Origin of the sequence: Kitasatospora sp. NPDC005751 (assembly GCF_040630835.1) — a bacterium.
Lineage (GTDB): Bacteria > Actinomycetota > Actinomycetes > Streptomycetales > Streptomycetaceae > Kitasatospora.
On sequence record NZ_JBEXYC010000002.1, the window covers coordinates 151,023 to 171,054 of the forward strand.

Below are 20,032 nucleotides of genomic sequence, written 5' to 3' on the forward strand. Positions count from 1 at the left end.
CGGCCCAGGGGTGCCTCCGTACGGGTGAACCACCTTGACGACGTGTCAGGTGTCGGACCCGCCGTTCGGACTAGTGGCCGCGACCGCTGCCGTGACCCCGGCCGCCGACCGCCGACGAGCCCCCTTTGCCCAGGCCGCCGAGAAGCTCCTTGTCCTTCGCGGAGAGCTCGGCCATCGGCTCCGAGGCGGCCGCGGCGGCCGGGGCCTCGCCCTCGGAGACCGGTGCGGCGGCGCGGACCGGCTTGCGGCGCCGGTAGCGCGGCGGCACGAAGGCCTGCACGGCCCGCGGCGCGCGCGGGCGGAAGCGCGGGGTGAGCAGCACCACCAGGCCGACCAGGCAGAGCCCGGCCAGCGTGAGGGCGACCGTGCGTCCGGTGTTGGTGACCGAGAAGGCCACGGTGCCGAAGGCGATCAGCGCGGCCCAGAAGTACATGATCAGGACGGCCCGGCTGTGCGAGTGGCCGACCTGGAGGAGCCGGTGGTGCAGGTGCCGCTTGTCCGCGGCGAACGGCGACTGGCCGGCCCAGGTGCGGCGCACCACGGCGAGCAGCAGGTCGGCCAGCGGCAGCGCGATGACGGTCAGCGGCAGCAGCAGCGGGATGTAGATCGGGACCAGGGCGTGCACGGTGGCGGTCTGCGAACCGGTCTCGCTGGTGATGAGGTCCGGGTCGACCCGGCCGGTGATGGAGATCGCGGCGACGGCCAGCATCAGGCCGAGCATCATCGAGCCGGAGTCGCCCATGAAGATCCGCGCCGGGTGCAGGTTGTGCGCCAGGAAGCCCAGGCACATCCCGATCAGCAGCACGCTGAACAGCACGGCGGGCGCCGCGTCGGTGATCGTGTAGCCGTACCAGAGCCGGTACGAGTAGAGGAAGAACGCCATCGCGGCGATGCAGACCATGCCGCCGGCCAGACCGTCCAGGCCGTCGATGAAGTTCACCGCGTTGACCATGACGACGACCATGGTGACCGAGATGACCATGCCCTGGGTGGGGCTGACCGCGACCGCGCCGACGCCGGGCACCGGCAGGGTGATCACGGTGACGCCCTGCCAGACCATCACGCCGGCGGCGATCATCTGACCGCCCAGCTTGACCAGGGCGTCCACGCCCCACTTGTCGTCCAGCACGCCGAGCAGCCACATGATCCCGGCGCCGGAGAGCAGCGCGCGGATGTCGGTGCCCTGCGAGAACACCTTGCTGAGGTTGTCCAGTTGGGAGGCGACCAGGATGCCCGCGCAGAGCCCGCCGAACATGGCGATGCCGCCCAGCCGGGGCGTGGGCTCGCGGTGCACGTCACGGGCGCGGACCGGCGGCATCGCGCCGGCCGCGATCGCGAACTTCCGGACCGGGCCGGTCAGCAGATAGGTGACGGCCGCAGTGCAGAACAGCACCAGCAGATACTCACGCACCACTGGCCTCCTGCGTCACTGTCCGACGGGTCGGTACCGAAGGTACTCCCGTGCCTGTCCGGGGTTCGAGGTGCGTCGCCACGGCACACACCTTATTGAGTCGGACGCCCGGCGCGTGCATCGCGGTTCGCCCTACCGGGTAGGAGAGTGCGACGCCCCCCGGCCCGGGGCGGCGAAGGCGCCCGCCAGCTCACGGACCCGGGCCCCGATCCGGACGTCCGTGCCCTCGACGAGCAGGCGACCGACCAGTGCGGCGATCTCGGCCAGCTCGGCCTCCCCCATGCCCTGGGTGGTGACGGTCCCGCTGCCGAGCCGGATCCCGGAGGCCTCGGACGGCGGCGCGGAGTCGTACGGCAGCGCGCACTTGCCGAGCAGCAGACCGGCGGCGGCGCAGCGGCGCTCGGCCTCGGCGCCGCTGACCCCGAGCGGTCGGACGTCGGCCGTCACCAGATGGGTGTCGGTACCGCCGGTCAACGGGCGCATCCCGGCCTCCGCGAGCCCCGCCGCCAGCACCCGCGCCCCCGCGACCGTGCGGTGGGCGTAGGCGCGGTACTCGGGGGTGCCCGCCCGGGCGAAGGCGACGGCCTTGCCGGCCACCTCGTTCATCGCGGCGCCGCCCTGGCTGAACGGGAAGACCGCCCGGTCGATCCGCTCGGCCAGCTCGGCGGTGGAGAGCAGCAGGCCGCCGCGCGGGCCGCGGAGCAGCTTGTGGGTGGCGGCCACGGTGACGTCCGCGTACGGCAGCGGGGACGGCGCCACACCGGCCGCGACCAGGCCGGTGGTCTGGGCGACCGAGGCGATCAGATAGGCGTCCACCTCTTCGGCGATCGCCCGGAAGGCCGCCCAGTCGGGGTGCCGGGGGTGGGAGATCGAGCCGGCCACGATGGCCTTCGGCCGGTGCCGGCGGGCGAGCTCGCGGACCTGGTCGAGGTCGATCAGGCCGTCGTCCTCGCGCACCCCGTAGCCGATGAACTCGAACCAGCGGCCCGAGAAGTTGGCGCGCGAGCCGCAGCTCAGGTGGCCGCCGTGCTCCAGCGACATCGCCAGCACCACGTCACCGGGGCGCAGCAGCGCGGCGTACGCCGCCAGCATCGCCGAAGTGGCCGAGCGGGGCTGGACGTTGGCGTGCGGGGCGGCGAACAGCTGACGGGCCCGGTCGATCGCCAGCAGCTCGGCGGCGTCCGCCAGGGCGCAGCCGGTGTGGTGGCGCCGTCCGGGGTAGCCCTCGGCGTACTTGTCGATCAGCGGGCCGCCCAGGGCGGCCAGGACGGCCGGATCGGTGAGGTTCTCCCCCGCCAGCAGCTGGATCGTCTCGGCGCGGCGCTCGGCCTCGGCGGCCAGCAGATCGGCCAGCTGCGGGTCGGCCCGGCGCAGCGCTTCGGACGCCCACCGCCCCGTCGTCTCGGAGGAACCGGTCGCGGCATCGGTGACGGTCATGGCGGAGCTCCCGGGCAGCGTCGGGCAGGTGCCTCCAGCGTAGGACCGGGCCCCGCCCGCGGCCTGCCGACGCGGACCCGATGCACCCGCCCGGGCGGCGCCGGCCCGGGGGCCGGCGGCGGCTCACCGCACGGAGCGCGGGGAGGGCATGCCGGTGAGGGCGGTGACCACCGGGTCCACCGCGTCGAATATCTCCTCGCCGCAGTTGCGGAACATGCCGATCGGCGCGCCGTACGGGTCGTGGACCTCGTCGGACTCCGGGCTGGCGGCGAGCAGCCAGCCGCGCAGCGCGGCCGCGGCCCGGACCAGGGCGCGGGCCCGCTCGGTGACGTCGGCGCCGCGGCGCGGATCGGGCAGGGTGCCCGGGTCTATCGTCCGGACCAGGCGGGTGAACTCCTTCAGGGTGAAGGTGCGCAGCCCCGCCTCGTGACCCATCGAGATCACCTGGGCGCGGTGGTCCAGGGTCGCGGTGAGCACCAGGTCGGCCTCGACCACGTGCTCGTCGAGCAGCTCGCGGCCGGCGAAGCCGCCGCTGTCGGCGCCGTACTCGTCCAGCACCGTGGCGGCGTGGTCCTCCATCGGCGCGCCCACGTGGCCCCAGGTGCCGGCGCTCTCCACCAGGATCCGGCCGGCCACCCGGGGGCTGAGCCGGGTGTCCAGTTCACGCCGGGTGAGCCGCTCGGCGATCGGCGAGCGGCAGATGTTCCCGGTGCAGACGAACAGGATGCGGAAGTGGTCCAGCGGCCTGGGGCCCACGCTCAGGTACGGCGATATGCCGGGCCCGGAGTGGAGGGAGGCGGTCGTCAACTGCCGGCCTCCAGGTCGGGGACGACCTCCCTCAGCTGCTCGGCGCTGATCGCGCCGGCCCGCAGCAGGACCGGGACCTTGCCCGTGACGTCGACGATGGAGGAGGCGACGGCGTGGTCGGCCCGGCCGCCGTCCAGGTAGACGGAGATCGCGTCGCCGAGCTGCTGCTGGGCCTCGTCGCAGGTGGCGGGGGACGGGCCGCCGGTCAGGTTGGCGCTGGAGACGGCGAGCGGGCCGGTGGCGTTCAGCAGCTCGATCGCGACCGGGTGCAGCGGCATCCGGACGGCGACCGTGCCGCGGGTCTCGCCGAGGTCCCAGCGCAGCGAGGGCTGGTGCTTGGCGACCAGGGTCAGCCCGCCCGGCCAGAAGGCGTCGACGAGCTCCCAGGCCTGCTCGGAGAAGTCCGTGACGAGTCCGTGCAGGGTGGTCGGCGAGCCCACCAGGACGGGCGAGGGCATGTTGCGGCCCCGGCCCTTGGCGGCCAGCAGTGCGGCGACGGCCTCCGGCGAGAAGGCGTCGGCGCCGACCCCGTACAGGGTGTCGGTGGGCAGCACGACGATTTCGCCGCGGCGGATGGCCGAGGCGGCCTCGCGCAGACCGGTGGCGCGGTCTCCGGCATCGGCACAGTCGTAGCGGCGGCTCATCGGTGCGGTCCCCTTCCGAGATGACTCATGACGGCGTTCACAGCGCGGCTCCGCGCCCGGTGGTGGTGCACCGGGTGTTCACAGCGAGACCCTTCGGGCCGTCGTGAAGCGGGGCCGGTTGTTGAGGTCGCGGTGGTCGGCGGTGTCCGTCCAACCGCCTTCCTCGTTGAAGATCCACGGCACCTGGCCGCCCTGGGTGTCGGCGTGCTCGATCACCACGGCGCCGCCCGGGCGCAGCAGGCGGGCGGCGACCCGCTCGATGCCGCGGATGGTGTCCAGCCCGTCCTCGCCGGAGAACAGCGACATCTGCGGATCGTGGTCGCGGGCCTCGGGGGCGACGTACTCCCACTCGGTGAGCGGGATGTACGGCGGGTTGGAGATCACCAGGTCGAAGCGGCCGTCCCAGGAACGGTCGTCCTCGAAGGCCTTGGTGGCGTCGCCGGCGTGCAGGGTGACCCGGGCCCGGTCGGAGCTGGCCTCGATGTTGCGCCGGGTGTACCGCAGCGCACCCTCGTCCAGCTCGAAGGCGTGCACCGTGGAGCGCGGCAGCTCCTGGGCGAGGGCGAGCGCGATGGCCCCCGAGCCGGAGCAGAGGTCGACCACCAGCGGCTCGGCGACGTCCATGTCGCGGACGGCGTCTATGGCCCACTCCACGACCGACTCGGTCTCCGGGCGGGGCACGAAGACGCCCGGGCCGACCGCCAGCTCCAGGTAGCGGAAGAACGCGCGGCCGGTGATGTGCTGCAGCGGTTCACGCGCCTCGCGGCGGGAGACGGCCTCCCAGTACCGGGCGTCGAAGTCCGCGTCCTTCACCGTGTGCAGCTGGCTGCGCTTCACGCTGTGGACGTGCGCGGCCAGCTCCTCCGCGTCGAAGCGCGGCGACGGCACGCCGGCCGCGGCCAACCGCTGGGTGGCCTGGGCCACCTCGGCAAGCAGCAGGTTCACGAACGACCTCTTGTTTCTGCGCTGCGGCTTCTCTGGTGCATTCGGGCCCGGGGGCCGGTCTCAGTTCTGCTGGGCCGCGGCGAGCTTGGCCTCGGCGTCCGTGTCCACGCAGGACTGGATCACCGCGTTCAGCTCGCCGTCCAGGACCTGGTCCAGGTTGTAGGACTTGAAGCCCGTGCGGTGGTCCGAGATGCGGTTCTCGGGGTAGTTGTAGGTGCGGATGCGCTCGGAGCGGTCCACCGTGCGGACCTGGCTGCGACGCGCGTCCGAGGCCTCCCGCTCGGCCTCCTCCTGCGCGGCGGCCAGCAGCCGCGAACGCAGGATGCGCATCGCCTGCTCCTTGTTCTGCAGCTGGCTCTTCTCGTTCTGGCAGGACGCCACGATACCGGTCGGGAGGTGGGTGATCCGGACCGCCGAGTCGGTGGTGTTGACGGACTGCCCGCCGGGACCGGACGAACGGTAGACGTCGATCCGCAGGTCGTTGGCCACGATCTCGACCTCGACCTCCTCGGCCTCGGGGGTGACCAGCACGCCGGCCGCGGAGGTGTGGATGCGGCCCTGCGACTCGGTGGCGGGGACGCGCTGCACGCGGTGGACGCCGCCCTCGTACTTCAGCTTGGCCCAGACGCCCTGGCCGGGCTCGGTGCTGCCCCTGGTCTTCACGGCCACCGAGACGTCCTTGTAGCCGCCGAGGTCGGACTCGTTGGCGTCGATGATCTCGGTCTTCCAGCCGATCCGCTCGGCGAAGCGCAGGTACATCCGGAGCAGGTCGCCGGCGAAGAGCGCCGACTCCTCGCCGCCCTCACCCGCCTTGATCTCCAGGATGACGTCCTTGTCGTCGTTCGGGTCACGCGGGACGAGCAGCAGGCGCAGCTCCTCGGTCAGCTCCTCGCGCCGGGCCTCGGAGTCCTTCACCTCGGCGAGGAACTCCGGCTCTTCGGCGGCGAGTTCGCGCGCTGCCTCGATGTCCTCGCCGGCCTGGCGCCAGGCCCGGTAGACCCGGGTGATCGGCGTCAGCTCGGCGTACCGCTTGGCGAGCTTGCGCGCGTTGGCCTGGTCGGCGTGGACGGAGGGGTCGGCCAGCCTCGTTTCGAGGTCGGCGTGCTCGACGAGGAGCTCTTCGACTGCCTCGAACATGAAGGGGCCTTCTTCCCTGGGAACCGGTGGAGGGATGACACGGACGAGTCGTGGGACGCGAACGGCGCCGGTCTCCAGCGCCCCCGGAACGAGTACGGGGGCACCGGAAACCGGCGCCGAGGGAGCGCTAGGCCTTCGCGCTGTGCTGCTTGCCGAAGCGGGCCTCGAAGCGGGCCACGCGGCCACCGGTGTCGAGGATCTTCTGCTTGCCGGTGTAGAACGGGTGGCACTGCGAGCAGACCTCGGCGCGGATCTCGCCACTGGTCTCGGTCGAGCGGGTGGTGAACTCGGCGCCGCAGGTGCAGGTCACATGGGTGACCACGTACTCGGGGTGAACGTTGGGCTTCAAGGGGATCTCCTAGGTTCGGGAGGGCACCGGGTCGGCGGCTTGAATGCCGCACGTGAACCGGGACCGACGTACCAGTCTGCCAGGACCGGTCGCTTCTTCCCAAACCGGGTCGCGTTCCGGGATATTCCGGGCCCGGCCGACGGGACCGACGGGGCGGCCATGCGCCCGCCCGCCGGCCGGTCGGCGGGCGGGTCAGCGCCGCGGCGAGGGGCTCGCCGCGGTACCCGCGGCGGGCTGCGCGGAGGCCCTGCCGGAGGCCTGGGGGGCCGCCGTGGGGGCCGCCGGGGTGGCCTGGGCGGGGTTCTGCGGCTGCTCGGCCAGGACGGCCTGCGGGAGCGGCTGGTCGGCCTTCAGAGCCGCCCAGAGCTGGTCGGCCCGGGGCTGCTGGGCGACCACCCGGTTGGCGTCGCCGGGCGCCGTCACCACCGGCAGGGTGACCATCGAGAGCTGGTCGGGGCCGATGCCCTTGAGTTCCTCGGCCAGCCCCACCAGCGAGTTCACCGAGGCCAGCGCCGAGTCGGTGGTGATGCTGCGGGTCAGGGTGTCGCCGACCGACCAGAGCTTGACCGGGTTGCCGAACAGCCCGATCCCGCCGGCCTGGCCGAGCAGCGACTTCACCATCTGCTTCTGCAGCTCGATCCGGCCGAGGTCGCTGCCGTCGCCGACGCCGTGCCTGGTCCGGACGAAGGCCAGCGCCTGCTGCCCGTCGAGGTGGTGCTCGCCGGCCGCGAGGTTCAGCCCGCTGTCCTTGTCGTCGATCGGGACGGTGGTGGTCACGGTGGCCCCGCCCAGCGCGTCGACGACCCGGGCGAAGCCGGCGAAGTCGATCTCGATGTAGTGGTCCATCCGCAGGCCGGTCAGCACTTCGGTGGTCTTGACCGCGCACGCGGCGCCACCGGTCTCGTACGCGCTGTTGTACATCGCCCGCTTGGCGCCGGCGGCGGTCTTGCCCTTGCCGTCCGTGCAGTCGGGGCGGGTGACCAGGGTGTCCCTGGGTATGGAGACCACGTCGGCCCGGGTGTGGCCCTGGTCGACGTGCACCACCATCGCGGTGTCCGAACGGGCGGTGTCGCCGGTGTCCCCGCCGGCCAGCGCGCCGTTCCCGCCGGCCCGCGAATCCGAGCCCAGGACGAGGACGTTGAACGAGCCGTCGGTGGCGGACGGCGGCCGGGCCGTGCCCAGCCGGGCGTCGATGTCGACGCTCTTGATGTTGCCGTTCAGCTTGAAGTACGCGTACCCGGCCGCACCGGCGCCGAGGACGACGAGCGCGGCGAACGCGCACGCGGCCACCCGCAGGACCGTGCGGCGGCGGCTCGGGATCCTCTTGTGGTCGGCCATACGGTCCAGAGTAAATCGGACAACATGATCCATAGGGTTCCAAATGTCCCAACTCTGGAACAAGCAGAGAACCCTGGCCCGCTCGCGCGGACCAGGGTTCTGTGCTCACGAGCCGCTCGGCAGCGGTCAGTCGCCGGACCCGGGGGTCGTCTTGGCGATCTGCATGAGGAACTCGGCGTTGCTCTTGGTCTGCTTCATCTTGTCCAGCAGCAGCTCGATCGCCTGCTGCGAGTCGAGCGCGTGCAGCACCCGGCGGAGCTTCCAGACGATGGCCAACTCCTCGCTGCCCAGCAGGATCTCCTCCTTGCGGGTGCTGGAGGCGTCGACGTCGACGGCCGGGAAGATGCGCTTGTCCGAGAGCTTCCGGTCGAGCTTGAGCTCCATGTTGCCGGTGCCCTTGAACTCCTCGAAGATGACCTCGTCCATCCGCGAGCCGGTCTCGACCAGCGCGGTGGCCAGGATCGTCAGCGAGCCGCCGTTCTCGATGTTGCGCGCGGCACCGAAGAACTTCTTCGGCGGGTACAGCGCGGTCGAGTCGACACCACCGGACAGGATGCGGCCGGAGGCCGGCGCCGCCAGGTTGTAGGCGCGGCCCAGGCGGGTGATCGAGTCCAGCAGGATCACCACGTCGTGGCCCAGCTCCACCAGACGCTTGGCGCGCTCGATGGCCAGCTCCGCGACGGTGGTGTGGTCCTCCGCCGGGCGGTCGAAGGTCGAGGAGATGACCTCGCCCTTCACCGACCGCTGCATGTCGGTGACCTCTTCCGGACGCTCGTCCACCAGGACGACCATCAGGTGGCACTCGGGGTTGTTGTGGGTGATCGCGTTGGCGACCGCCTGCAGCACCATCGTCTTACCGGTCTTCGGCGGTGCGACGATCAGACCGCGCTGGCCCTTGCCGATCGGCGACACCAGGTCGATGATCCGGGTGGTCAGGATGCCCGGGTCGGTCTCCAGGCGCAGTCGGTCCTGCGGGTAGAGCGGGGTCAGCTTGTTGAACTCGGGACGGCCGCGGCCGCTCTCCGGGTCCATGCCGTTGACGGAGTCCAGCCGCACCATGGCGTTGAACTTCTCGCGGCGCTCGCCGTCGCGCGGCTGGCGCACCGCGCCGGTGATGGCGTCACCCTTGCGCAGGCCGTTCTTGCGGACCTGGGCGAGCGACACGTAGACGTCGTTCTGGCCCGGCAGGTAGCCGGAGGTCCGGACGAACGCGTAGTTGTCGAGGATGTCGAGGATGCCCGCGACCGGGATCAGCACGTCGTCGTCGCCGACCTGCGGCTCGGCGGGGCCGACCTCGAAGCCCTCGCGGCGGGTGCCGCGGCCCCGGCGGTCACGGTAGCGGCCGCGGCGGCCGCGACGGCCGTCGCCGAACTCGTCGTCGTCGTAGCCGCCCTGCTGCGCCTGCGGCTGGGCCTGCTGGCCACCGCTCTGGCGGCTCGGCTGGCTCTCGCCCTGACCGCCCTGCTGCTGGCCCTGGCCACCCTGGCCCTGACCCTGGCCGCCCTGGCGGTCGGCCCGGTCCCGGCGGTTGCGGCGGTCACGGCGCGACTCGCGGGAGTCGGCGTCCTGGCCGGCCTGGGCGTCGCCGCCCTCCTGGCGACCCTCGCGCTCGCCGCCCTCACGGCGGTCGCGGCGGTCCCGGCGGTCCCGGCGGGTCTCGGTACGACCCTCCTCGCGGCCCTCGAAGCCGCGGGCCTCGGCCGGGCGGGCCTCGGCCTGCTTGGCCTCGGTGGCGACGGCGGCGGGCGCCTCGGCGACCGCGTCGGCGGTCGGCGCGCCGGCGGCCGAGGTGGCCCGGCGGCGGGTGCGCTCGGCACGGGCCGGCGCGGCGGTCTCGGCGGCGGCCTGGACCGGGATGTCGATCTGGGCCTGCTCGTCGGCGGCCGGGGCCTCGGCCTGGGCGGCCTTGGTCCGGCGGGCGGGCTTCTCCGCCGGCTCGGCGGAGCCGGCCTTGGCGGCGGTGCGCTTGGCGGCCGGAGCGGCGGCGGGAGCGGCACCGGCGGCGAGCAGCGGGTCCCCGCCGCTCTTCTCCTTGATGGCCTCGATCAGCTGGCTCTTGCGCAGGCGTCCCGTGCCGCTGATACCGAGCGTCGAGGCGAGCTTCTGCAGCTCGGCCAGGACGAGGCCGTCCAGGCCCGCGGCAGCGGTGCGACGGCGCCGGGCCGGGGCCGCGGGGGCGGCGGCTGCGTCCGACGCCTCGGCGTCCGGGCGCGCGCCCATCAGATCGGTGGTGTCGCTCACTAAGGGTCCTTCCCTGGAGCGGACGTCGGCCTGTCTGGCTCGGCGACCGGTTGTGCTGTCCTGACCAACGCTCGACTGCGTCGGTCCGAGGCGGTGATCCCCCGGATGGCGGGTAGCCAGTCGGAGGAGAGCTGCGAGGTGCGGTGCGTGATGCACGGTGGTGCTGATGGGCGCGGTGGGACGGTCGCATGCCGACCCTCCCCCAGCCGGCCATGGCCGGGTGGTACCCCCACGCTGCCTGCGAATCCCGGGCCCCCGTCGCGTGACGGTGGCCCGCGCTCCGCCCGTCCTTGCCTCAAGGTGGGAGGCCGCGGGTGGGAGTCAGGTGCCGTCACGGCTTCGGGATGCGGCCGCAAGTCGCGCAGGCAGGCTGCGTACGCGCTGCGGTGGGCTCCCGGAGAATCGTCGTCCCGTACATCGCCGGGACTCCGCCTGGGCGGAGTGCTGGGATCGGGACGCGGCGCACCGAGCCCCGGAGGGCACCTGGTGCAGCAATGAGGTTAACACTACCGACCCCCTCAGACATTCCCCAGCCTTGCGCTTGCCAATCGTGTCCGGACGGTCCGGCCCGGACACGGCCGGATCCGGGCCGCCGGACCGGTGCTCAGCCGTCGAGCGGGAGCACCGAGGCCCCGGCCCGGTCGAGCTCCAGACGGTGTGCGGCGAACACCGCACCGCCCTGACCTGCGTCCTCGGCGAAGGCCAGCACCTTGTCGGCGCCCGCCTCGTCGGTGAGCGCGAGTACGGTCGGGCCGGCGCCGGAGATCACCGCGGGGATGCCCTCCGCGCGCAGCGCGCCCACCAGGGCGGCGCTGTCCGGCATCGCCGAGGCCCGGTAGTCCTGGTGCAGCCGGTCCTCGGTCGCGGCGAGCAGCAGCTCGGGCCGGCGGGTCAGCGCCTCGACCAGCAGCGCGGCACGGCCGGCGTTGACGGCGGCGTCGGCCAGCGGGACGGTCCGGGGCAGCAGACCGCGGGCGGTCTCGGTGAGCACCTCGGTCGCCGGGACGAAGACCACCGGGACGACCCGGTCGGACGGCTCCAGGGTGACGGCCTTGGCCGACTCCTCGTCCGTCCAGGCCACCGTGAAGTTGCCGCGCAGGCAGGCCGCGACGTTGTCGGGGTGGCCCTCCAGCTCGGAGGCGAGGGCCACCAGCGCGTCGTCGTCCAGCGCGGACGGGCCGCCGATGGTGACGGCACGGGCGGCCACGATGCCGGCGCAGATCGCGGCGGAGGAGGAGCCCAGGCCACGGCCGTGCGGTATCCGATTGGCGCAGACCACTTCGAGGCCGCGCGGCTGGCCGCCGAGCCGGTCGAAGGCGGCGCGCATCGCGCGCACCACCAGGTGGCGCTCGTCCCGGGCGAGCGTCTCGGCGCCCTCACCGGCGATGTCGACGGTGAGCCCGGAGTCGGCGACCCGGACGACCACGTCGTCGTACAGACCCAGCGCGAGTCCGAAGGCGTCGAAGCCCGGGCCGAGATTGGCGCTGGTCGCGGGAACCCGGACCCGGACGGCGGCGGCACGGAACGCAGGACCGGCCATGCGGTGGACTCTCCTGGGGAAATCGGGCGGCGCGAAGCGCGTCGGTGCGAGGGTGGGAGGGGGCCGCGGGCCCCGATCGGGGTGGGCGGTCACAGCCGTCGTCGCGACCCCTGGAGGGGTCGGACCCGGGGCATGTGCCACACGGCCGAACCCAGAGTATCGAAGAGAGGTTCCACAGTGGTACACCCCGTGGGCCTTCGATCTGGTGTGTTGCCGTTTCTGGCCGGAATACGTGCCGGAATGGCAGCGGAATACGTGGCTGAATTGACACAAAAGTGTCAGCCGAGAACGGCTGTGGGCCGCCCCCCGAAAGGGGGGGTCGGCCCACTGCTTACTCGCCCGCTCGCCTCCGGGGCGCTCGGCCCCGGTGCCGACGGTCGGCGCCCAGTGTCCTCGCCCGCTCGCCTCCGGGGCGCTTGACCCGGTGCCGACGGTCGGCGCTCCAACGCCCCTCGTTCCTCGGGGCGTCCTCGCTTCTCCCTTTCGGCACCGGCGCGCCCCTTCGGCTCGGGGCGGGGTCGGCTCGGGGCGGGGTCGGCTCGGGGCGGGTTCGGCTCGGAGTGTCCTCGCTTCTCCCGCCCCTACGGCGTCGACGTGCCCCCTCGGCTCAAGGCGGGTCGGCTGGGCGGATCCTGGTCCGGGGGCGGTGATTCGGCCAGGTCAAGCGGGTTCCGGTCGGACGGCTTCCGGTCAGTCGAGCAGGCCGAGGCGCTGGGCGGCGGCCTCGGGGTCGATCGGGACGATCTGCGGCTGCGGCGCGCCGGCCACCGCCCAGTCCGGGTCCTTGAGGCCGTTGCCGGTCACCGTGCAGACGATCCGCTGGCCCGGGTCGACCAGGCCGGCCTCCGCCTTGGCCAGCAGGCCGGCCACCGAGGCGGCCGAGGCGGGCTCCACGAAGACACCCTCCTGCGCGGCCAACAGCCGGTAGGCGGAGAGGATCTGACGGTCCGTCACCTTGTCGATGAGGCCGCCCGACTCGTCCCGCGCGGCGAGCGCGTAGTCCCAGGAGGCGGGGTTGCCGATCCGGATCGCGGTGGCGATGGTCTGCGGCTTGAGCACCGGGGCGCCGTCCACGATCGGGGCCGAACCGGAGGCCTGGAAGCCCCACATGCGCGGCGTCCGGGTGGACAGTCCGTCGGCGGCGTACTCGCGGTAGCCCTTCCAGTACGCGGTGATGTTGCCCGCGTTGCCGACCGGGAGCACGTGGATGTCCGGCGCGTCGCCGAGCATGTCCACGATCTCGAAGGCGGCGGTCTTCTGGCCCTCGATCCGCACCGGGTTCACCGAGTTGACCAGCGCCACCGGGTACTTCTCGGACAGTTCACGCGCAAGGGTGAGGCAGTCGTCGAAGTTCCCGTCCACCTGAAGGATCTTGGCGCCGTGGACCAGCGCCTGGCCCATCTTGCCGAGCGCGATCTTGCCCTGCGGCACCAGTACCGCCGACACCATCCCGGCGCGCACCGCGTAGGCGGCGGCGGAGGCCGAGGTGTTGCCGGTGGAGGCGCAGATGACGGCCTGGGCGCCGTCCTCCTTGGCCTTGGAGATGGCCATCGTCATACCGCGGTCCTTGAAGGACCCGGTGGGGTTGGCACCCTCGACCTTGAGGTAGACCTCGCAGCCGGTGCGCTCGGAGAGCACCTGGGCGGGCACCAGCGGCGTGCCGCCCTCCAGCAGGGTGACCACGGGCGTGGTGTCGCTGACCGGCAGGCGGTCACGGTACTCCTCGATCAGCCCGCGCCACTGGTGGGTGTGCGCGCCTCTGGCGATCACGGCGTTCATGGCTCTTCCTACTCCCCTTCGACCCGCATGATGCTGGCCACGTCCCGCACGCTGTACAGCGCGCGGAGCTTGTCGACCGTCGCCGACAGGGCGGCGTCGGTGGCACGGTGGGTGACGACGACGAGCGAGGCGTCGCCGTCGCGGCCCTGCTGGCGCACGGTGTCGATGGAGACCCCGTGCTCGGCGAAGACGGACGCCACCTGGGCGAGCACGCCCGCGCGGTCGTCCACATCGAGGCTGACGTGGTACCGGGTGACGACCTCGTCCATCGGCTTGGCCGGCAGCCGGGTGTACACCGAGTCGCCGGGGCCGGTGGCGCCGGCGAGCTTGTTGCGGCAGACCGCGACGAGGTCGCCGAGGACCGCCGAGGCGGTCGGCGCGCCGCCCGCGCCCGGGCCGTAGAACATCAGCCGGCCGGCCGCCTCGGCCTCCACGAACACCGCGTTGTACGCCTCGCGGACCGAGGCCAGCGGGTGCGTGAGCGGGATCATCGCGGGGTGGACCCGCGCGGTGACGGACGCGCCGTCGGCCGCCCGCTCGCAGATCGCCAGCAGCTTGACGACGCAGCCCATCTGCTTGGCGGAGGCGATGTCGGCGGCGGTCACCTCGGTCAGGCCCTCGCGGTAGACGTCCGCCGCGGTGACCTTGGTGTGGAACGCGATGCCGGCCAGGATCGCGGCCTTGGCGGCCGCGTCGAAGCCCTCCACGTCGGCCGTCGGGTCCGCCTCCGCGTAACCGAGCGCGGTGGCCTCCTCCAGCGCCTCCGAGTAGCCGGCGCCGGTGCTGTCCATCTTGTCGAGGATGAAGTTGGTGGTGCCGTTGACGATCCCGAGCACCCGGTTGACCTTGTCCCCGGCCAGGGACTCGCGCAGCGGGCGGATCAGCGGGATCGCGCCGGCCACCGCGGCCTCGTAGTACAGGTCCACCCCGGCCTCGGCGGCCGCGGCGTGCAGCTCGGTGCCGTCCTTGGCGAGCAGCGCCTTGTTGGCGCTGACCACCGAGGCGCCGTTGCGGAACGCCGACAGGAGGAGGTGTTTGGAGGGCTCGATGCCACCCACCACCTCGATCACCACATCGATGTCGCCCCGGTTGACCAGGGCCTCGGCATCCGTCGTGATCAGGTGCTCCGGCACGCCCGGGCGCACCCGCCCGGCCCGGCGGACCGCGATGCCGGCGAGCTCGACCGGCGCGCCGATGCGCGCGGCGAGGTCGGCGGCGTCCGTCGTCATGATGCGCGCCACCTCGGAGCCCACCACACCACAGCCCAGCAACGCCACCTTCAGCGGCCGCGTACGCATCATCCGACTCCGCTCTGCATTCTTCGTGCTTCGGTTTCCGGCGGTATTTCGGGGATCCGCCGGATCTTCGGTCTGTACCAGTCTCCGGGACTTTCCGTACGGATCTACGGTCGTTCCATGATCTGAGACAAGAATTTCGTCATCCGATATCGAGACGCAGGAGATCCTCCTCCGTCTCGCGCCGGACGATCACCCGGGCCGCACCGTCCTTGACGGCCAGCACGGGGGGCTTCAGGGCGTGGTTGTAGTTGCTCGCCATCGAGCGGCAGTAGGCACCGGTGGCGGGCACCGCGATCAGGTCGCCCGGGGCCAGGTCGGCCGGCAGGAAGGCGTCCCGGACGACGATGTCGCCGGACTCGCAGTGCTTGCCGACCACCCGGACCAACATCGGCTCGGCGGCGCTGGCGCGCGACACCAGGGCCACCGAGTACTCGGCGTCGTAGAGCGCCGTGCGGATGTTGTCCGACATGCCGCCGTCCACGCTGACGTAGGTGCGCAGACCCTCCAGCGGCTTGATCGTGCCGACCTCGTACAGCGTGAAGGCGGTCGGGCCGACGATCGCGCGGCCGGGCTCGACGGAGAGCCGGGGGGCGCTCAGGTTCGCGGCGGCGCACTCGCGGCGGACGATGTCGGCCAGCGCGGCGGCGATCTCGGCCGGCTCGCGCGGGTCGTCCTCGCTGGTGTACGCGATGCCGAGGCCGCCGCCGAGGTCGATCTCGGGCAGCTCGACGCCGTGTTCGTCGCGGATCTCGGCGAGCAGGCCGACCACCCGGCGGGCGGCGACCTCGAAGCCGGCCGTGTCGAAGATCTGCGAGCCGATGTGCGAGTGGATGCCGCGCAGCTCCAGGCCGGGGTGGCCGAGCACCCGGCGGACCGCCTCGGCCGCCGCGCCCCCGTTCAGCGAGAGCCCGAACTTCTGGTCCTCGTGGGCGGTGGCGATGAACTCGTGGGTGTGCGCCTCGACGCCGACCGTGACCCGGATCAGCACCGGCTGGCGCACGCCCTGCCGGCCGGCGATCGCGGCCAGCCGCTCGATCTCCTCGTAGGAGTCGAGCACGATGTGGCCGACGCCGGTCTTCACCGCGTGTTCGAGCTCGTCCACCGACTTGTTGTTGCCGTGCAGCGCGATCCGCTCCGGCGGCATCCCGGCGGCCAGCGCCACGGCCAGTTCGCCGACGCTGCACACGTCGAGGTTGAGGCCCTCCTCGTGGAGCCAGCGCACGACCGCCTTGGAGAGGAAGGCCTTGCCCGCGTAGTAGACGTCCGCGCCGGTGCCGAAGGCCTCGCGCCAGGCGCGGGCCCGGGCCCGGAAGTCGTCCTCGTCCATGACGTAGGCCGGGGTGCCGAACTCGGCGGCGAGCCGCTTGACGTCGAGGCCGCCGACGGTGACCACGCCGTCCGCACCGCGGGCGACGGTCTTCGACCAGACCTTGGGGTCGAGCGCGTTCAGGTCGCTCGGCGGCGCCTGGTAGTGGCCCTCGGTCAGCACGTCGCCGTGCCGGGGGCCTGCGGGGTGTGCGGAGCGGCTCATCTCTGCTTACTTCCTTGGCTTATGGCGAGGGGCGGCGACGGTCCTCGTTGACCGTCCGCCGCCCCCGCTGTGCGCTTGGGGGTGGTCCTACATCCGCTCGGGCGCCGTCACGCCCAGGAGCGTGAGGCCGTTGGCCATGACCGTGCGGGTGGCCTCGACCAGCCACAGCCGGGCCCGGTGCGTGTCGTTGAGCTCTTCGTCACCCTTGGGCAGGAACATGCAGTTCTCGTACAGGCGGTGGTACTTGCCCGCGAGGTCCTCCAGGTAGCGCGCGACCCGGTGCGGCTCGCGCAGCTCGCCGGCCGTGGCCAGGATCCGCGGGAACTCACCGAGGGCGCCGAGGACGTCGTTCTCCCACTGGGTGGCGAGCAGCTCGGGTTTGAAGTCCCCGGCCGGGCCCTTGTCGACGCCGAGCTCCGCGGCCTTGCGGGCGACGCCGCACATCCGGGTGTGCGCGTACTGGACGTAGTAGACCGGGTTCTCGTTGGTCTGGCTGGTCAGCACGTTGATGTCGAGCGTGATCGTGGAGTCGGTGGAGGAGCGCGCCAGGGTGTACCGGGCGGCGTCCACGCCGATCCAGTCGACCACGTCGTCGATGGTGATGATGTTTCCGGCCCGCTTGGACATGCGGACCTCTTCGCCGTCGCGAAGCATCTTCACGAACTGGCCGATCTTGACCTCGATGTTGCGGTCCATGTCGTCGCCCGCGCAGGCCGAGATGGCCTTGAGGCGGTTGACGTAGCCGTGGTGGTCCGCGCCCAGCATGTAGACGGAGACCTCGGAGCCGCGGTCGCGCTTGGAGAGGTAGTAGGCGGCGTCGGCGGCGAAGTAGGTGGTCTCGCCGTCGGCCTTGACCAGGACGCGGTCCTTGTCGTCGCCGAAGTCGGTGGTGCGCAGCCAGATCGCGCCGTCCCGGTCGAAGACGTGGCCCTGCTCGCGCAGCCGCTCGATGGCCTTCTCGACGGCGCCGGAGTCGTGCAGCGACTTCTCCGAGAACCAGACGTCGAAGTGGGTGCCGAACTCCTCCATCGAGCGCTGGATCTCGGCGACCATGAGCTTGAGGCCCTCGGTGCGGAACACCTCCAACTGCTCGCCCTCGGGCAGGTCGAGCACGCCGGGGACGCCGTCCACGATCGCCTTGGCGATGTCGACGATGTACTCGCCGACGTAGCCGTCGGCCGGCACGGGCTGCCCGTTGGCGGCGGCCTTCAGCGAGCCGGCGAACTTGGAGATCTGCACGCCGGCGTCGTTCAGGTAGTACTCGGTGGTGACGTCGGCGCCGGTGGCCCGCAGCACCCGGGCGAGCGAGTCGCCGACGGCGGCCCAGCGGACGCCGCCGATGTGGATCGGGCCGGTCGGGTTGGCGGAGACGAACTCCAGGTTGATCTTCAGGCCCTTGAGCGCCTCGTTGCGGCCGTAGGACTCGCCCGCCTCGACGATGCTCCGCGCCAGCGCGCCCTGGGTGGCGGCGTCGAGCGTGATGTTCAGGAAGCCCGGCCCGGCGATGTCGACCTTGGCGACCCCGGGCAGTTCACGCAGGCGGGCGGCCACCAGGTCGGCCACGGCTCGCGGCGGCCGACCGGCCGACTTCGCGAGCTGGAGGGCCACGTTCGTCGCGTAGTCGCCGTGGTCCCTGTTCTTGGGTCGCTCGACCGTCACGTGCTCGGGCACGGCGACGGCCAGCTCGCCCGCCTCGACGGCGGCGCTCACTGCGGCCTGGACTGCCTGGGAAAGCTCTGCGGGGGTCACGACGCCAAGCGTAGGCGAGACGGGGTACCCGCTCGCCACCCGGTTTGCCGGTTGAGACGCCCGCGCGCCGTGCTCAGCCGCGATCCGTGCGCTCTGTTCGCTCAGGGCGAAACCCGTCCGGCCTCGCCGCCCGCGCCATCAGCCGCCACACCAGCGCCACCAGATCGGCGGGGTCGAAGGGCTTGCCCAGGTAGCCGTCCACCCCGACCGCCTCCCCGAGGTCGAGGTCGGCCGGCGTGCAGGCGCTGACGATCGCGATCGGCAGCCCGCTGGTCACCGGCGCCGCCCGCAGCCGGGCCGCCGTCCGCAGGCCGTCCAGCCGCGGCATCACGACGTCCAGCGTCACCACGTCCGGCCGCACCCGGCGGACCACCTCCAGGCACTCGGCGCCGTCGGCGGCGGTCACCACCTCGAAGCCTTCCAGCTCCAGGTTGACCCTGATCAGCTGACGGATCACCTCGCTGTCGTCCACCACGAGGACCCGCCCGGACACTCCCGACACCTCACCGAGGGTATCGGCGCGCCCGCCGCCCCGTCCGGCCTTTCCGGACTTCCGCTCCCCCTCCGGCCGAGCTCCGCTCCCCGCCGCCGGGCCGGTGGTGGAAACCCGTGCACGGACCACGCCCCGGGCCTGGTAATGTTCTCCACGTCGAAGCGAACGCGACGACAGCACCAAGCAGGCCCCCGTAGCTCAGGGGATAGAGCACCGCCCTCCGGAGGCGGGTGCGCAGGTTCGAATCCTGCCGGGGGCACTTCGCGAGAAGTGCAACAGAGGCCCAGATCAGTGGAGTTCATCCACGGATCTGGGCCTTCGTCATGTCGGCGGCGGGGCGGGCGGCATGACCGGGGCCGCCGCCCGGGAAGGACGGCGGCCCCGGCGCTCCGGGCGGCTCGCGGTCAGCCGGCCACCGGGGCGGCGAAGGTCTCGGCCGGGCCGAAGTCGGAGAAGGTGACCTTGTTGACCGCCTTCACGCCCTTCATCTCGACCTGCTGCTCGGCGTAGCGGGTGCGGCCCGCGCGGTCGATCCACTGGTCGAAGTCGAAGCCGGTGGTGCCCTTCGCCTTCAGCGACTTGTACGTCCGCGGGTCGACGGTGCTCAGCTGTTCGGTGCTGATGTGGCCGGTGAGGTGGTAGACGGCGACACCGTCACGCGTCTCCATGCCCTTGCGCGCACCGGGGCCGGCGGCCAGCAGCAGCTTGGCGTAGTCGGTGTAGTCGACGACCGCGTTGTCGGTGGAGCGCGGCATCTTGGCCCACTCGTCACCCGGCGTGGACAGGTCGCGCAGGTAGCTGGCGTCGGCCGTCGTCAGGCTCTCGATCCAGAGGATCGGCTCGGCGACACCGGGCGCGGTGGTGCGCATCTCCATCCGGCCGGTCCAGACGCCGTTGAGGTTGCTGCGGCCCTTCATGGTCGACAGCGCCACCCCGCCACTCTCGGTGATCATGACCACCGAGACCGCGTAGGGCGACTTGTCGGCCGCGGCCAGGGCCTGCTCGGGGTCGAAGGCACCCTCGGCGGCCGGGCTCGCGGACGCGGTGGCGGCCGAATTCGCGGGCGCCGGGGCGGTGGTGGCCGGCGAGAAGGCGGTGGCCGTCGGGGAGGCCGTCGGGGAAGCGGAGGCCGCGGCGGAGGTCGGGGCCGGCTGGGCGGCCGACCCGGTGTCGTCGTTGCACCCCGCCACGGTGGCGAGGGCCAGGGCCGTCGCCGCGATCGTCAGGGCGGTGGTGCGGGAGGTGGTCACGGTTGGGGCTCTCCGGGTGTGTCGGTTTCGTCGACGGAGAGTGTTTCATGTGAAGAACGCTGTTCGAACCGCTGTCCGGGCCG

Annotated in this window: 16 protein-coding genes and 1 tRNA gene; 1 reads left to right on the forward strand and 16 read right to left on the reverse strand. The window is 72.5% G+C overall.

All coding sequences use genetic code 11. From position 1 onward, the window contains the following. Positions 1 to 70: 70 nt before the first annotated feature. The 15 genes from ABZ497_RS03385 to ABZ497_RS03455 form a co-directional block, all read right to left on the reverse strand. A complete protein-coding gene (locus ABZ497_RS03385; protein ID WP_359803149.1) occupies positions 71 to 1,411 on the reverse strand; it encodes an MraY family glycosyltransferase in 1,341 nt (446 codons plus the stop codon). A 132-nt stretch (positions 1,412 to 1,543) separates the two neighbouring features. Then, positions 1,544 to 2,848: a serine hydroxymethyltransferase gene (locus tag ABZ497_RS03390; protein WP_359803150.1), complete on the reverse strand. Its 1,305-nt coding sequence runs from the start codon at positions 2,846 to 2,848 to the stop codon at positions 1,544 to 1,546. Between the two features lie 123 nt (positions 2,849 to 2,971). After that, positions 2,972 to 3,622 (reverse strand): protein-tyrosine-phosphatase, encoded by a 651-nt coding sequence (locus tag ABZ497_RS03395; protein WP_329492247.1) that lies wholly within the window; start codon positions 3,620 to 3,622, stop codon positions 2,972 to 2,974. Positions 3,623 to 3,651: 29 nt separating this feature from the next. Then, positions 3,652 to 4,299 carry an L-threonylcarbamoyladenylate synthase gene (locus tag ABZ497_RS03400; RefSeq protein WP_329489610.1) on the reverse strand — a complete coding sequence of 216 codons (648 nt, stop codon included), beginning with the start codon at positions 4,297 to 4,299 and terminating at the stop codon, positions 3,652 to 3,654. A gap of 78 nt (positions 4,300 to 4,377) precedes the next feature. Then, positions 4,378 to 5,244, reverse strand: coding sequence for a peptide chain release factor N(5)-glutamine methyltransferase (gene prmC, locus ABZ497_RS03405; protein ID WP_329489609.1), 867 nt, complete (start codon positions 5,242 to 5,244; stop codon positions 4,378 to 4,380). A gap of 60 nt (positions 5,245 to 5,304) precedes the next feature. Continuing rightward, the gene (prfA, locus tag ABZ497_RS03410) at positions 5,305 to 6,381 is read right to left on the reverse strand and encodes a peptide chain release factor 1 (RefSeq protein WP_329489608.1); all 1,077 of its coding nucleotides are present in this window, start codon (positions 6,379 to 6,381) and stop codon (positions 5,305 to 5,307) included. A 127-nt stretch (positions 6,382 to 6,508) separates the two neighbouring features. Continuing rightward, positions 6,509 to 6,730: a 50S ribosomal protein L31 gene (gene rpmE / locus ABZ497_RS03415; RefSeq protein WP_329489607.1), complete on the reverse strand. Its 222-nt coding sequence runs from the start codon at positions 6,728 to 6,730 to the stop codon at positions 6,509 to 6,511. Between the two features lie 192 nt (positions 6,731 to 6,922). Continuing rightward, positions 6,923 to 8,068, reverse strand: a complete 1,146-nt coding sequence (locus ABZ497_RS03420) for an LCP family protein (protein ID WP_359803152.1) — start codon at positions 8,066 to 8,068, stop codon at positions 6,923 to 6,925. 126 nt (positions 8,069 to 8,194) lie between these two features. Next, positions 8,195 to 10,309, reverse strand: coding sequence for a transcription termination factor Rho (gene rho, locus ABZ497_RS03425; protein ID WP_359803153.1), 2,115 nt, complete (start codon positions 10,307 to 10,309; stop codon positions 8,195 to 8,197). Positions 10,310 to 10,913: 604 nt separating this feature from the next. Further along, complete coding sequence (gene thrB / locus ABZ497_RS03430; RefSeq protein WP_359803155.1) at positions 10,914 to 11,849, reverse strand: homoserine kinase; 936 nt, start codon at positions 11,847 to 11,849, stop codon at positions 10,914 to 10,916. Between the two features lie 690 nt (positions 11,850 to 12,539). Beyond that, the gene (gene thrC / locus ABZ497_RS03435) at positions 12,540 to 13,628 is read right to left on the reverse strand and encodes a threonine synthase (RefSeq protein ID WP_329489603.1); all 1,089 of its coding nucleotides are present in this window, start codon (positions 13,626 to 13,628) and stop codon (positions 12,540 to 12,542) included. Positions 13,629 to 13,636: 8 nt separating this feature from the next. Next, positions 13,637 to 14,929, reverse strand: coding sequence for a homoserine dehydrogenase (locus tag ABZ497_RS03440; protein WP_359803156.1), 1,293 nt, complete (start codon positions 14,927 to 14,929; stop codon positions 13,637 to 13,639). Between the two features lie 136 nt (positions 14,930 to 15,065). Next, the gene (gene lysA, locus ABZ497_RS03445) at positions 15,066 to 16,457 is read right to left on the reverse strand and encodes a diaminopimelate decarboxylase (RefSeq protein WP_359803158.1); all 1,392 of its coding nucleotides are present in this window, start codon (positions 16,455 to 16,457) and stop codon (positions 15,066 to 15,068) included. Positions 16,458 to 16,544: 87 nt separating this feature from the next. Further along, the gene (argS, locus tag ABZ497_RS03450) at positions 16,545 to 18,206 is read right to left on the reverse strand and encodes an arginine--tRNA ligase (RefSeq protein WP_352289355.1); all 1,662 of its coding nucleotides are present in this window, start codon (positions 18,204 to 18,206) and stop codon (positions 16,545 to 16,547) included. A gap of 73 nt (positions 18,207 to 18,279) precedes the next feature. Continuing rightward, on the reverse strand, positions 18,280 to 18,699 hold the full coding sequence (locus tag ABZ497_RS03455) for a response regulator (RefSeq protein ID WP_359803315.1): 420 nt from the start codon (positions 18,697 to 18,699) through the stop codon (positions 18,280 to 18,282). 187 nt (positions 18,700 to 18,886) lie between these two features. Between ABZ497_RS03455 and ABZ497_RS03460 the strand changes: the two genes are divergently transcribed. Next, positions 18,887 to 18,958, forward strand: a tRNA-Arg gene (locus ABZ497_RS03460). A 145-nt stretch (positions 18,959 to 19,103) separates the two neighbouring features. Here the strand turns inward: ABZ497_RS03460 and ABZ497_RS03465 are convergent. Next, positions 19,104 to 19,949 carry an LppX_LprAFG lipoprotein gene (locus ABZ497_RS03465; protein WP_359803160.1) on the reverse strand — a complete coding sequence of 282 codons (846 nt, stop codon included), beginning with the start codon at positions 19,947 to 19,949 and terminating at the stop codon, positions 19,104 to 19,106. Between the last annotated feature and the right edge of the window lie 83 nt (positions 19,950 to 20,032).